The following is a 12512-nucleotide window of genomic DNA, read 5'->3' as shown; positions in this document are numbered from 1 at the left end:
TGGCGGGGGGCTTAGCGGGCGTGAAGGTTGGGGGAAAGGGGAAACGGCCTCAAATCACCGTCCGCTCAGGGCAATGGGGTGAGAGGCTTCACGCCTCCACAACCTCACTCTCGCCGGTCTCCCGCTCCTGTGCCTGCCGCGCCCACATCGACGCGTAGAGGTCGCCCGCCCGCAACAACTGCGCATGGGTGCCTCGCTCCCGCACTCGTCCGCTGTCCAGCACGATGATCTCGTCCGCCTCGACCACGGTCGAGAGCCGGTGCGCGACGATGATTGTGGTCCGCCGCCGCGCGATCTCGCCCAGCACGCCCTGAATCGCTTCCTCCGTGCGGCTGTCGAGAGCACTGGTCGCCTCGTCCAGCACCAGGATCGGCGGGTTTTTAACCAAGGTCCGCGCAATCGCCACGCGCTGCTTCTCACCGCCCGAAAGCTTCAATCCACGCTCCCCCACGCGCGTGTCATAGCCCTCCGGCAGCGACAGCACGAATTCGTGGATTGACGCACCCTTGGCCGCTGCCTCGATCTCCGCCCGGCTTGCCCCGGCGCGGCCATAGCCGATATTGTAGCCCACCGTGTCGTTGAACAGCACCATGTCCTGCGGCACAATGCCGATCGCCGCGCGCAGACTGTCCTGCTGCACCTCCGCAATGTCCTGCCCGTCGATCAGGATGCGCCCCGACTGAATATCGTAGAAGCGGAACAGCAGCCGCGCGATGGTGGATTTGCCCGCGCCTGATGGCCCAACGATCGCCAGCGTCTTGCCAGCCGGGATGGTGAAGCTCACCCCATGCAGTATCTCGCGCTCAGGATCGTAGCCGAACACTACATTTTCGAACCGCACCTCGGCCTGCCTGACATCCAGCGCGGGCGCGCCCGGCACATCGACAATCTCTTGCGGCGTGTCGACCAGCTTGAACATTGCCTCCATGTCGATCAGCCCTTGCCGGATCGTGCGATAGACCATGCCGAGCAAGTCGAGCGGCCGGAACAATTGCGTCAGCAAGCCATTCACCAGCACCACGTCACCCGTGCTGAACGTGCCCCGGCTCCAGCCCCACACAGTATAGGCCATCGCACCTGCCATCATCAGGTTGGTAATCAATGACTGGCCGATATTGAGCCAGGCGAGGCTGTTCTCCGACTTGACCGCCGCCGCCGCGTAGCGCCGCATTGCGGTGCCGTACCGCTCCGCCTCGCGCGCCTCGGCCCCGAAATACTTCACTGTCTCGAAATTCAGCAGGCTGTCCACGGCATGGGCCACCGCGCCGGTATCGAGGTCGACCATGTCCCGCCGCAACTGGTTGCGCCACTCCGTCACTGTCCGCGTGAACCAGATGTATAGTCCCACCATGGCCAGCGTCGCGGCCACCATGCCGAACCCGAACTTGATTTGAAAATAGATGCAGACCGCAGCCAGCTCCAGCACCGTAGGCGCGATGTTGAACAGGAGGAAGTATAGCATCGTGTCGATGCTCTTCGTGCCGCGCTCGACGATCTTCGTGACTGCACCGGTCTTGCGGTCCAGATGGAAACGCAGCGACAGGCGATGCAGATGCCCGAACACATGCTCGGCCAGCCGTCGGGTCGCTTCTTGGCCCACGCGCTCGAACACGACATTACGGATATTGTCGAACACTACCGACACAAACCGCGCCAGCGCATAAGCGCCCACCAACGCGATGGCGAGACCAGCTAGCGGTTCCAGACCCGGCGCCATGCGATCGATCGCTGCCTTGTACGCGAAGGGCATTGCGAACGCCGTCGCCTTCGCCATCACCACCAGCACCATCGCCAGCACGACGCGCAGTCGCAACGCACGCGAATCGGCGGGCCAGAGGTAGACGAAGAACCGGCGGAGCGTTGCCCATGCAGGCGGGGCATCGGTGCGCGACACCAACGTCGTTGGATTATCAGGAGGCATGAAGGGCATGTAATATGCGGCAGGTCAGAAACCAACCAGTCACAATGTTCGATCCGCGAATCATAGTCGGTGTGTCTAGACACAAAAGTGCCCGGACCAAACATAGAGGAGGTGGGGCCACTCTAGGTCCGTTCCGGGCAGCAAACACGAATGTCCGAGGGGGGATCGGAGCAAATCAAAGCGTGTCTACGTTACAGGTCCCTCGCCTCCCAGCGACGTGTGGGGCATCACAGGATGGCGATCTGCTCAATTCGACTTTTCGACGCACTTAGCCATGCGCCGGCCAAAACTCGCCCAAGGGAGGTTGTGCGGCAAGTTTCATCTGTCTATGTCACGGTAACAAGCGGCAGGTAACATGCAGCGGGGGTGGGGTGCTAATCACAATATGAGCCGCAGGCAGCACAGAATAGCTGCTTCTCAGCGAGCCGGGTCAGCAAATCAGGGGTTCATGAAGTTGGCGCATAAGCTCCAGCCGGGAAGCGATGCTTGTCCCATTCCGGCGCTGCAACACTGCGATCGGGAAGTCGAACGAATATGTGGCAGCGCTGCCTTTCAACGTGCGCCGGTCATGCGGCGATTGTTGAAATTCCTCGCAGCAGAGACGTTGGCCGGGCGGGGCGACGATCTGAAAGCCTATGGTGTTGCGGTTGACGGATTGGGCAAAGGTCCAGACTTTGATGCTCAAGTGGATAGCTATCCCCGGGTTCAAGTCGGTCGTCTGCGCCGGATGATCGAGACCTTCTATATAGAAAAAGGGGAAGGCGACTGCTCGGTTCGGGTCTCCATTCCGAACGGCAGTTACCGTGTGCACTGGACGCCAGCTTCGCAATCCGATGCAATGCCGCCTCTGGGGACCGGGAGACCCGTCGGCCATTCCGCAATACACGGCCCATTCTCCAGAAAATGGCTTATGGTGTTGACGGGAATAGTCGCTGTGGTGGCGGCGATTGCCTTGTTGATTCACGTTTTTGCGCCTTCCAAGGCTCCCGCCGTGCAAAATGCAACGCCTGTGCGCCAAAGCCAGATGCTGGTTCCTCCGCCAGTGATGGATGTCGAACCGGTCGCGACCGTCGAAGGTGCTGACAAGGTTCTTGCGCAGCGCATTGACCGTATCTTGGGTGACGCGCTCCACCGGACATGGACCTTCAATGTTCGCACGGTGGGCATGTCCGTGCCCTCTACTCGTGAAGCGGCCGGAGAATACCGCTTGACCGGCACGCTGGTCGGCGCCGAACGCAAGTTGCTTTACTTAACTCTCTGGAATCATCGGAACACGACGCAGATATGGTCGCGGCGACTGGAGCTGGCGAAAGTGACATCCTTTGTGGACGCGCTTGGCCCTTCGATCAATGCCATCATGTCGCCATTTGGCGTGATCGGTTCGCGTGAACGTCGCGCTCTTGCGGGTAATTTCTCCCCTGGCTTCCCCTGTATGATGCGATATTCCGAATATTACATGGGGAACGCAGCCGCTCTGGCAGCGCCTGTCAAGGCGTGCCTCGATCTGACGCTAAAGCAAGACCCCGGCAATGCTCCGGCTATCGCTGCAAAGATGATGACTCGATTGCGGGAGGCTGCCGAGCATCCGGAACAGGTGGCAAATGTTAGAAGCGAAGCGCTGGTTCTTGCCCGTCGCGCGATGGATGCCGATCCCTATTCGGCCGATGCGTCGATGGCGATGGCACTGGCCGCTTATATCAACAACATGTGCGATCTCGGCAACGCAAGTGCAACTGAAGCTTTGGACCGCAACCCTTATGATGGGTACGCCTATGCACGCGCTGGCCTGTATATGTTTCAATGTGGCGACGCAGGTTACGAGGCCACGCTGCGGCGGGCATGGGAACTGGATAACACCTTGCCTGCCGTCACTGCTATGCCGATGGTGATAGGCATGAGCGAGCGCGGGGAAGGGGAGGCGGCGCTTCGTTTCGCCCTCCGCATCCCGGTTGCCGAAGGGTTCCGCAAAGCACCCTATGAATTGACCATGGCGGCCGCCTACGCCGCCGCCGATGATATTGAAGCCGCACGCCGCCATTGGGCGCAAGCTGCGCGGGCGGCGGCGGCCCCCCCTAATGCCCCGCCTGCTGTAGTACTCAAACGCATATTGATGTTGCCGCGCCTGACAGAACGCACCGAACGGTATCTACGGAGCCGAGGCCTCTTCCGTTAAGCTTAGTCCCGCAGCAATTCGTTGATGGCCGTTTTGGAACGCGTCTGAGCATCAACGCGCTTGACGATTACGGCGCAGGAGAGGTTCGGACCGGGCGTGCCATCGGGGAGCGGCTTGCCGGGTAATGATCCGGGCACGACCACCGAATAGGGCGGCACTTCACCCACAAAGATCTCGCCGGTTGTACGATCGACGATCTTGGTCGTCTTGGTGATGAACACGCCCATCGACAGTACCGATCCCTTGCCGATCCTCACGCCCTCGACCACTTCGGATCGCGCGCCGATGAAGCAATCGTCCTCGATGATGACGGGGTCGGCCTGCAAGGGCTCCAGCACGCCGCCGATGCCAACGCCGCCCGACAGATGCACGTTCTTGCCGATCTGCGCGCAGCTTCCGACCGTCACCCAGGTGTCGACCATCGTGCCTTCATCGACGAACGCACCGATGTTGACGAAGCTTGGCATCAGCACCACGTTCTTCGCAATGAAAGAACCGCCGCGGGCGAATGCGCCGGGAACGGCCCGGAAACCGGCGGCACGGAACCGCGCTTCGTCCCAGCCATCGAATTTGCTCGGCACCTTGTCCCACCAAAAAGCGCCACCGGGTCCGCCGGGGATCAGCGCATTGTCATTGAGGCGGAAGGACAGCAGAACCGCCTTCTTGAGCCACTGATTCACCTGCCAGCCATCGGCCGTGGGTTCGGCTACCCGTGCTTCGCCTGCGTCCAGCAGCCGGAGTGCTTCGACCACCGCGTCGCGCACGTTACCTTGGGTGACGACGCCGACGTCGGCGCGCGCATCCCACGCGGAATCGATGGTGGCAATCAGTGCGTCGGTCATGTCAGTCCCCAATGATGTTCGCCAGAAACGGCGTCAGATGGTCGGTTTCATAGTCGATGAAGTCGGCATGGGCATCCACATTGCCGGCTTCCGATCCGTTGTTGACCCATACGGTCGTCATGCCGATCGCCTTGGCAGGCTTCAGGTTGCGGGCCATGTCCTCGAAGAACACGCTGCATCTGGGATCGACGTCATGGATCTCACACAGCGCGGCATATCCGGCTGGATCGGGCTTGGGCACATAGGCGCAGGCATGGATGTCGTGTATCAATTCGAAGGCGTCGGCTAGGCCCAGCTTGGCGAGCACGCGTCCCGCATAGGCGGCATCGCCATTGGTGAAGATCAGGCGCCGACCTGGCAGCGCCGCGATATTGTCGATCAGCGCATGATCCATCATCAGCCGGTCGAGTGAAATGTCGTGTACGTAATCGAGAAATGTGCGCGGCTCGACCGCATGGTCCCGCATCAACCCCGCCAGCGTGGTTCCATGCTCGAGGAAATACCCCTTCTGCACACGGCGAGCCTCCACCGGATCGCACCCGAGCAGAGTCTGAATGAACTCGCCCATTTTGATGTCGATAAGCCCGAACAAGTCGGATTTCGCCGGATACAGCGTATTATCCAGATCGAAGATCCAGGTGTCGATATGGGCGAAATCTGCGCGCATGGCGGGTGCCTAGTCATCGTCCGCCGTAAGGGCAAGGATTAGATGGTGAAGCTTTCCCCGCAGCCGCAGCTACCCTTGGCATTGGGATTGTTGAAGACGAACCCCGCGGTAAAATCGTCTTCCACCCAGTCCATCGTCGATCCGATCAGATACAGCACCGATCCGCCGTCGATGTAGAAGGTGCCGCCCGGCGTCTCGATCTTCTCGTCGAACTTGGCTTCTTCGCTTACATAATCGACCGAATAGGCCAGGCCCGAGCAGCCGCGGCGCGGCGTCGAGAGCTTAACGCCGATGGTGCCTTCGGGCGCTTTCGCCATAAGGTCTGCGATGCGCTTCTCCGCATTGGGCGTCAGGATGACGGCCGCAGGACGAACGCGCGTTTTGACTTCGGTGGACATCATAGCATCCCCAGTTCGAGCTTTGCATCGTCGCTCATTTTCGCCGGGTCCCATGGTGGATCCCATACGAGGTTCACCTCGGCGTCACCTACACCGGGCACCGCGCCGACGCGCAGTTCGACTTCGCCCGGCATCGATTCCGCAACCGGACAATGCGGCGTTGTGAGAGTCATGGTGACGACCGCATGACCGTCCTCCGTCACATCGACGCCGTAGATTAGCCCGAGATCATAGATGTTCACCGGGATTTCCGGATCATAGATGTCTTTGAGCGCATCGATGATCCCATCATAGACGCTGCCGCCCGGCTCGCCCTGCGTCAATTCGTCAGGTTTGGCGGCAAGGAAACCGTCCAGATAATCACGCCTGCGCTCGCCGGAAGTCTCGGCTTCGTCGACGCGCGCCTTGGGCGGCGGCACGACCGCGTTCACTTCCTCCACCGCAATCTTCACTTCTTCGCTCATCCGAAGATCTTCCTTACTCGTTCAATGCCTCGCACCAGTGCCGCGACATCGCCTTCGTCATTATAAATGCCAAAGCTGGCCCGCGCCGTCGCTTCTACACCCAGCGCGCGCATCAAAGGCTGCGCGCAGTGATGCCCGGCGCGGATTGCCACGCCTTCTTCATCCAATATGGTGCCGACGTCATGCGGATGCACCCCCTCAACTTCGAAGCTGAGGATGCCAGCGGAAGTTTCGGGACCAAAGACCCGCACTGAATTCAATCCGTGCAAAGCGTCACGGGCTAACCCGACTAGCTTGCACTCATGCGCATGGATCGTTTCGAGACCGATCGCCTCCACATAGTCGATCGCCGCAGCCAGCCCCGCCACACCGACGATATGCGGTGTACCTGCCTCAAACCGTGTCGGCGCAGGCGCGTACGTTGTCTCCTCGAACGTCACCTTGTCGATCATGGAGCCGCCGCCCTGCCACGGTGGCATCGCGTCGAGTATCTCCTGCCGCGCCCACAGCGCCCCGATCCCGGTCGGGCCATATAGCTTGTGCGCGGACATGACGTAGAAGTCGCAGTCCAGCGCCTGCACATCGACTTTGAGGCGGGGCACTGCCTGACATCCGTCAAGCAGCAGCTTTGCCCCGGCAGCGTGCGTAATGTCTGCGGCGCGGCGACCGTCGAGCACCGATCCCAGGACGTTGGAGACATGGGCCAGCGCCACGATCTTGTGCGCGGGCGTAATCATGCGCTCCATCGCGTCGAGATCGATTTGGCCGTCCTCGGTCAGCGGGATCACATCGATACTCGCCCCGACCTTACCCGCGATCATCTGCCATGGCACGATGTTGCTGTGATGCTCCAGCATCGAAAGCAGGATGCGATCACCGGATTTCAGGTTTGCGCCACCCCAGCTTTGCGCGACCAGGTTGATGCCTTCGGTCGCCCCGCGCGTGAATACGATTTCGCTGTCGGACTTCGCGCCTAGGAAGCCCGCAACCTTGCGCCGCCCCGCTTCATAGCCAAGCGTCATGTTGGCGGACCGCGCATAGACGCCGCGGTGGACGGTTGCGTAATCCTCGCCATATGCACGCGCGATAGCGTCGATCACTTGCCTTGGCTTCTGCGCTGTCGCGGCGGTGTCGAGATAATGCCAGTCGAGAACGCCGGGGAAGTCCTGACGAAAACTTTTCGTTCCGTTCGTCCTGAGCTTGTCGAAGGGTTCGCCCGAACGCAGTGAGGCGTCCGTGCCTTCGACAACCTCAGGCGAGGGCTTCGACAAACTCAGCCCGAACGGTGATGACGAGGCTTGGTTCACGTCAACCTCTCCAGTTTCGCCAGAGCCGCAGCCTCCAGTGTTTCACGCACGGCTTCATCCTCAACGCTGTCGAACACGCCCGCGATGAACGATTGCAGCAACAGGGTGCGTGCCGTCGCCGGGTCCATGCCGCGCGAGGCCATGTAGAACAGCGCGTTCTTGTCCAGTTCGCCCACGGTCGCGCCATGCGCGCACTTCACGTCGTCCGCGTAGATCTCCAGCTCGGGCTTCGCATTGGCGGTCGCGGTGCGATCCAGCAGCATCGCCTTTACCGATTGCGCCGCGTCGGTCTTCTGCGCGCCGCGCGCCACGGTAATCTTGCCCATATATGTGCCCGTCGCGCGGCCTGCGAGGATCGACCGGATCACCTGTTCGCTCGTCGCATTGGGCTGCGCATGGGTGAGCGTGGTGACGATCTCCAGCGTCTGCGTGTCGCCGCCGATGATCGCGCCGCCCAGCGCGAAATGCGCGGCCGCGCCGAGCGTGACGTTCAGCGTCACTCGTCCCAGTGCCCCACCGATGTTGAGCACATGAAAGTGGCAGGCCGCCCCGTCCGCAACGCTGATCTCATAGTCATGGATCGCGCTCGCGCCATCGGCTGCATCCTGCAGCAGATAGTGATGCTCAGTCTCACCCGCGGTGACACTAATCTGCGTCGCTGGCGCAGCGGGCCACGCCTTCGCCACGGCATCCAGATCGCTGTAGCGCCACGCTTCGTCACGTCGCGTTGGGAGCACAGCCAAGTTCACGCCGCCAGTACCCCGGCACCGACCACATCGGCGTAGCCCTCCCGCTCAAGCTCCAGCGCCAGTTCCGGCCCACCGCTCTTCACGATACGACCGCCCGCCAGCACGTGCACGAAGTCCGGCTGCACATAATCCAGCAGTCGCTGATAATGGGTGATCAGCAACACGGCGCGATCCGGCTTGCGCATGATCGCATTGATCCCCGCGCCAACGATCTTCAGCGCATCGATGTCGAGGCCGCTGTCAGTCTCGTCGAGGATCGCCAGCTTGGGATCGAGGATGCCCATCTGCACCATCTCGTTCCGCTTCTTTTCGCCGCCCGAAAAGCCGACGTTTACCGGCCGTTTGAGCATCTCCATATCCAGCCCGAGCAGCGCCGCTTTTTCCTTGGCGAGCTTGATGAACTCGCCGCCGGACAGCGGCGCTTGCCCGCGCGCCTTGCGCTGGCTGTTCAGGCTTTCGCGCAGGAACTGAAGATTGGACACGCCGGGGATTTCCACCGGATACTGAAAGCCCAGGAACAACCCCGCCGCGGCCCGCTCATGCGGGTCCATATCCAGAAGGTCCGCGCCCTCGAAGGTAGCACTGCCGCCCGTAACCTCATAACCGGGCCGGCCGCCCAATGTATAAGCCAGCGTAGACTTGCCCGCGCCGTTTGGACCCATAATCGCATGGATTTCGCCGGCGTTCAGGGTCAGCGAGAGGCCCTTGAGGATAGCCTTGCCGTCGATGGCATTGGTGAGGTTATTAATTCGGAGCATTAGTTCTTATTCCCGTCAATTGGGACACATCGCCTTTATATCGACGATAGACAGCTTTCAGTTCACGCAGGTCGTGATCGGAAACATTAGCCCGATCGATATCCAAATAAACCCGCGTTCCTTGACCCTTAACGCTTTGGATACAGGCAATGGCAGCTAGCAAGTCGAAGTGAGCCTTTTCGTCTCCTTCTGACCAATATCTCGTGCCGTCGAAGAAGAAGGCGTTACCCAACAGACCCCTCCAGCGAAATCCCCAGCAGCTTCTGTGCCTCGACCGCAAACTCCATGGGCAACTGTTGCAGCACTTCCTTCGCAAAACCGTTCACGATCAGCGACACCGCGCTCTCTGTGTCCAGACCGCGCTGCATCGCGTAAAACAACTGATCATCCGAAATCTTCGACGTCGTGGCCTCATGCTCGATCTGCGCCGAGGGGTTCTTCACTTCGATATAAGGCACGGTGTGCGCGCCGCACTGGTCGCCCAGCAGCAGGCTGTCGCACTGCGTGAAGTTGCGCACGCCCTCCGCTGTCGCGCCGACGCGCACCAGTCCGCGATAGGTGTTGTTCGACCGGCCCGCGCTGATCCCCTTCGACACGATGGTCGAGCGGGAGCCTTTGCCCAGATGGATCATCTTCGTGCCGGTATCGGCCTGCTGCATGTTATTGGTCAGCGCGACGGAGTAAAACTCACCAACGCTGTTCTCCCCAGCCAGCACGCAAGAGGGATATTTCCAGGTGATCGCGGAGCCGGTTTCGACCTGCGTCCAGCTGATCTTGCTGTTCTTCCCCTGACACAGCCCACGCTTGGTCACGAAATTATAGATGCCGCCCTTGCCGTCTGCGTCACCCGGATACCAGTTCTGCACGGTCGAATATTTGATCTCCGCATCGTCCAGCGCGACCAGTTCGACTACGGCGGCGTGCAACTGGTTCTCGTCGCGCATCGGCGCGGTGCAGCCTTCGAGATAGGACACATAGCTGCCCTTCTCCGCAATGATCAGCGTCCGCTCGAATTGCCCGGTATTCTCCGCATTGATCCGGAAATAGGTGGAAAGCTCCATCGGGCATCGCACGCCCTCGGGGATGTAGACGAACGTCCCGTCCGAAAAGACCGCGCAATTCAACGTCGCAAAGTAATTGTCATGCATCGGCACGATCTTGCCGAGCCACGCCTTCACGAGTTCCGGATATTCGCGCACCGCCTCGCTAATCGAGCGAAAGATCACGCCCGCCTCTTCCAGTTCCTTGCGGAAAGTGGTGGCGACGGACACGCTGTCAAACACGGCGTCCACCGCGATCTTGCGCGAACCCTTCACCCCGGCGAGCATTTCCTGCTCCGCGATTGGGATACCCAGCTTCTCATATGTGCGCAGGATTTCCGGATCGACCTCGTCCAGCGAGTTCAACTCCGGCTTCGCCTTGGGCGCGGCGTAATAATAGGCGTCCTGATAGTCGATCGGCGGCACGTTCAGCTTGGCCCAGTCCGGCGGCGTCATCTTCTGCCACATGGCAAACGCCTTAAGCCGCCAGTCCAGCATCCACTGGGGCTCATTCTTCTTGGCCGAAATGAAGCGTACCGTGTCTTCGTTCAGCCCCTTGGGCGCAAAGTCCTGCTCAATGTCGCTCGCCCAGCCGAACTCATAGGTTGAGGCGCGGTCGACGGCCTCCTGTGCTTCGGCGTTGCGGACGGTGGTGATATCTTCGGTCATACGGCTTCTCTTGAAAGGCTGTTCAGCGACACGCCGGCCAGCGCACCGCGAATGGCGCCATTGACGGCACCCCAATGCGGGCGAACGCGGCAACTGCTTTCCAACGCGCAATCATGGCGGGCGGCGCTTTCCTCGACACAGGCCGTCATGGCAATCGGGCCTTCCACCGCTTCAACGATGTCGGCAAGGCTGATCCTGTCCGCCGACCGCGCCAGTGCGAAGCCGCCGCCTGTGCCACGGGCGGATTCGAGCAGACCGGCCGCAGCCAATCGACCGAGCAACTTCTGTGCCGTGGGCAGCGGCACGCCGGTCTGCACGGCGATATCCGTCGCCGACAAGCGCGCGTCGTCAGCGGCGCGCGCGGCGGCAGACATTACGACAATGGCATAATCGGCGAGGCTGGAGAGCCGCATCGGCGAATCCTAATCGGAGCAAATCGTTCCGATTGCCATGTGGCGGTGAAAGGCGCCAAAATCAACCCGTCAAACCTAGCTAATGCGATTGATCTCCGCCATCGCTATCCCAAGGTCGCGGCGCTGTAAGGTGAGGCGTGCCACCTCGGTTGGCTCCGTCATCAACTGGTGCGGCGTGAGGCCGACGAAATGCTTGATCTCCCGGATGAAATGCGACTGATCGTAGAAGTTCGACGCCTCACACAGTTCCTGCCACGGCGTGTGATCCACGGCGATCTTCGCGGCGCAGCGTAATGCCCTGTACTTGCGCGCAAGCAGCTTGGGCGGCGCGCCATACAGTCGATTGGTCAGGCGGGCGACTTGCCTGTCGGAGAGACCCGTCGTCGCGACGAGATCGGCAATCCTCGGAGATCCTTCATTCCCAAGCCAGGCATCCACTGCCCCGACAAAGGAGATTATATTTGGCGGCGCGGGAGGCGACTGCTCGGCCAGAAAAGACCATATGCGCTCAGCGCTTGCCTCGTTATCGAATTGGAGGCCACGCAGTTCGTGAAGCATATCGCCATAGACCTGCGGATATTCGACCGTCATGTCGGTAAGGTCATCTGCCAGCCGGCTTGCATCGCCTCCATAAAGGGCGAGCCAGCCGAGCGGTAGCAGAGAAATTCCCCATACATCGCCAGGCTCATCGAGCCTGAAGCTTGTCGAACCCATTGTAGGCCCCAACAAACAGATTTCCGGCGTCGCCACTTCCCGTCCATCGAGAAATACGTAATTGCCTGAACCTGCCAACATAAATCGCAATTGTCCCACGTCTGCGCGCGTCGCGTCTGCATAAGGCGCTATCGCTGTGGTGAAACGATAACCCGCTCCGAAATAATTACGCCATGCTTCAGGTGGTGCGAAATAATGCAGATCCACGGGGCTTTGCGCCATGGAGCTTCGGGCAGGGGCGCTATTGGATGGCGAACGCATCGCTACAGGTCAGAGCGCTGATAACACTGTGAAGCGCGACATCGGTGCCAACAGTGTAGAACGCCCAAAGAAAATTACAGTTCTAGCGGCCATGTAGTCCCCTTGACCGTATTCATTGCGCGGCTTCGCAGTTCGC

General features: G+C 60.7%; 13 protein-coding genes. 1 reads left to right on the top strand and 12 read right to left on the bottom strand.

What is annotated here, in order from left to right; genetic code table 11:
- Positions 1-88: 88 nt before the first annotated feature.
- Positions 89-1921 (bottom strand): ABCB family ABC transporter ATP-binding protein/permease, encoded by a 1833-nt coding sequence (locus C1T17_RS00295; protein ID WP_104954894.1) that lies wholly within the window; start codon positions 1919-1921, stop codon positions 89-91.
- 448 nt (positions 1922-2369) lie between these two features.
- On the opposite strand from C1T17_RS00295, the gene C1T17_RS00285 reads away from it, so the two are divergent.
- Positions 2370-4094 (top strand): tetratricopeptide repeat protein, encoded by a 1725-nt coding sequence (locus C1T17_RS00285; RefSeq protein WP_145958925.1) that lies wholly within the window; start codon positions 2370-2372, stop codon positions 4092-4094.
- Positions 4095-4096: 2 nt separating this feature from the next.
- Here C1T17_RS00285 and dapD read toward each other — a convergent pair whose 3' ends face one another.
- From dapD to C1T17_RS00235, 11 genes are all read right to left on the bottom strand, one after another.
- Positions 4097-4936, bottom strand: coding sequence for a 2,3,4,5-tetrahydropyridine-2,6-dicarboxylate N-succinyltransferase (gene dapD / locus C1T17_RS00280; protein WP_104951691.1), 840 nt, complete (start codon positions 4934-4936; stop codon positions 4097-4099).
- A 1-nt stretch (position 4937) separates the two neighbouring features.
- Positions 4938-5603: a pyrimidine 5'-nucleotidase gene (locus C1T17_RS00275; RefSeq protein ID WP_104951690.1), complete on the bottom strand. Its 666-nt coding sequence runs from the start codon at positions 5601-5603 to the stop codon at positions 4938-4940.
- A gap of 38 nt (positions 5604-5641) precedes the next feature.
- Positions 5642-6001, bottom strand: coding sequence for a HesB/IscA family protein (locus C1T17_RS00270; RefSeq protein ID WP_104954893.1), 360 nt, complete (start codon positions 5999-6001; stop codon positions 5642-5644).
- On the bottom strand, positions 6001-6465 hold the full coding sequence (locus tag C1T17_RS00265) for an SUF system Fe-S cluster assembly protein (RefSeq protein ID WP_104951689.1): 465 nt from the start codon (positions 6463-6465) through the stop codon (positions 6001-6003). The genes C1T17_RS00270 and C1T17_RS00265 overlap by 1 nt, the downstream gene beginning before the upstream one ends.
- Positions 6462-7691 (bottom strand): cysteine desulfurase, encoded by a 1230-nt coding sequence (locus C1T17_RS00260; RefSeq protein ID WP_104954892.1) that lies wholly within the window; start codon positions 7689-7691, stop codon positions 6462-6464. The genes C1T17_RS00265 and C1T17_RS00260 overlap by 4 nt, the downstream gene beginning before the upstream one ends.
- 77 nt (positions 7692-7768) lie before the next feature.
- Positions 7769-8521, bottom strand: a complete 753-nt coding sequence (locus tag C1T17_RS00255) for a SufD family Fe-S cluster assembly protein (protein ID WP_104951688.1) — start codon at positions 8519-8521, stop codon at positions 7769-7771.
- Positions 8518-9279 carry a Fe-S cluster assembly ATPase SufC gene (gene sufC, locus C1T17_RS00250; RefSeq protein ID WP_104951687.1) on the bottom strand — a complete coding sequence of 254 codons (762 nt, stop codon included), beginning with the start codon at positions 9277-9279 and terminating at the stop codon, positions 8518-8520. Before sufC ends, C1T17_RS00255 begins: the two co-directional genes overlap by 4 nt.
- Positions 9266-9511: a hypothetical protein gene (locus C1T17_RS21115; RefSeq protein WP_189338440.1), complete on the bottom strand. Its 246-nt coding sequence runs from the start codon at positions 9509-9511 to the stop codon at positions 9266-9268. Before C1T17_RS21115 ends, sufC begins: the two co-directional genes overlap by 14 nt.
- The gene (sufB, locus tag C1T17_RS00245; protein WP_104951686.1) at positions 9504-10988 is read right to left on the bottom strand and encodes a Fe-S cluster assembly protein SufB; all 1485 of its coding nucleotides are present in this window, start codon (positions 10986-10988) and stop codon (positions 9504-9506) included. The genes C1T17_RS21115 and sufB overlap by 8 nt, the downstream gene beginning before the upstream one ends.
- Complete coding sequence (locus tag C1T17_RS00240) at positions 10985-11401, bottom strand: SUF system Fe-S cluster assembly regulator (RefSeq protein WP_104951685.1); 417 nt, start codon at positions 11399-11401, stop codon at positions 10985-10987. The genes sufB and C1T17_RS00240 overlap by 4 nt, the downstream gene beginning before the upstream one ends.
- Positions 11402-11476: 75 nt before the next feature.
- Complete coding sequence (locus C1T17_RS00235) at positions 11477-12337, bottom strand: helix-turn-helix domain-containing protein (protein WP_223262719.1); 861 nt, start codon at positions 12335-12337, stop codon at positions 11477-11479.
- Positions 12338-12512 lie beyond the last annotated feature (175 nt).

It is taken from the genome of Sphingobium sp. SCG-1, assembly GCF_002953135.1.
GTDB lineage: Bacteria > Pseudomonadota > Alphaproteobacteria > Sphingomonadales > Sphingomonadaceae > Sphingobium.
The sequence above is the reverse complement of the archived record's forward strand: the minus strand, read 5'-3'. Positions and strand labels throughout refer to the sequence as shown.

What these genes read in the sequence shown, in the direction of transcription:
- C1T17_RS00295 (WP_104954894.1), bottom strand. Translation starts at nt 1,921, where the DNA reads ATGCCTCCTGATAATCCAACGACGTTGGTGTCGCGCACCGATGCCCCG.
- C1T17_RS00285 (WP_145958925.1), top strand. Translation starts at nt 2,370, where the DNA reads ATGAAGTTGGCGCATAAGCTCCAGCCGGGAAGCGATGCTTGTCCCATT.
- dapD (WP_104951691.1), bottom strand. Translation starts at nt 4,936, where the DNA reads ATGACCGACGCACTGATTGCCACCATCGATTCCGCGTGGGATGCGCGC.
- C1T17_RS00275 (WP_104951690.1), bottom strand. Translation starts at nt 5,603, where the DNA reads ATGCGCGCAGATTTCGCCCATATCGACACCTGGATCTTCGATCTGGAT.
- C1T17_RS00270 (WP_104954893.1), bottom strand. Translation starts at nt 6,001, where the DNA reads ATGTCCACCGAAGTCAAAACGCGCGTTCGTCCTGCGGCCGTCATCCTG.
- C1T17_RS00265 (WP_104951689.1), bottom strand. Translation starts at nt 6,465, where the DNA reads ATGAGCGAAGAAGTGAAGATTGCGGTGGAGGAAGTGAACGCGGTCGTG.
- sufC (WP_104951687.1), bottom strand. Translation starts at nt 9,279, where the DNA reads ATGCTCCGAATTAATAACCTCACCAATGCCATCGACGGCAAGGCTATC.
- sufB (WP_104951686.1), bottom strand. Translation starts at nt 10,988, where the DNA reads ATGACCGAAGATATCACCACCGTCCGCAACGCCGAAGCACAGGAGGCC.
- C1T17_RS00240 (WP_104951685.1), bottom strand. Translation starts at nt 11,401, where the DNA reads ATGCGGCTCTCCAGCCTCGCCGATTATGCCATTGTCGTAATGTCTGCC.
- C1T17_RS00235 (WP_223262719.1), bottom strand. Translation starts at nt 12,337, where the DNA reads ATGGCGCAAAGCCCCGTGGATCTGCATTATTTCGCACCACCTGAAGCA.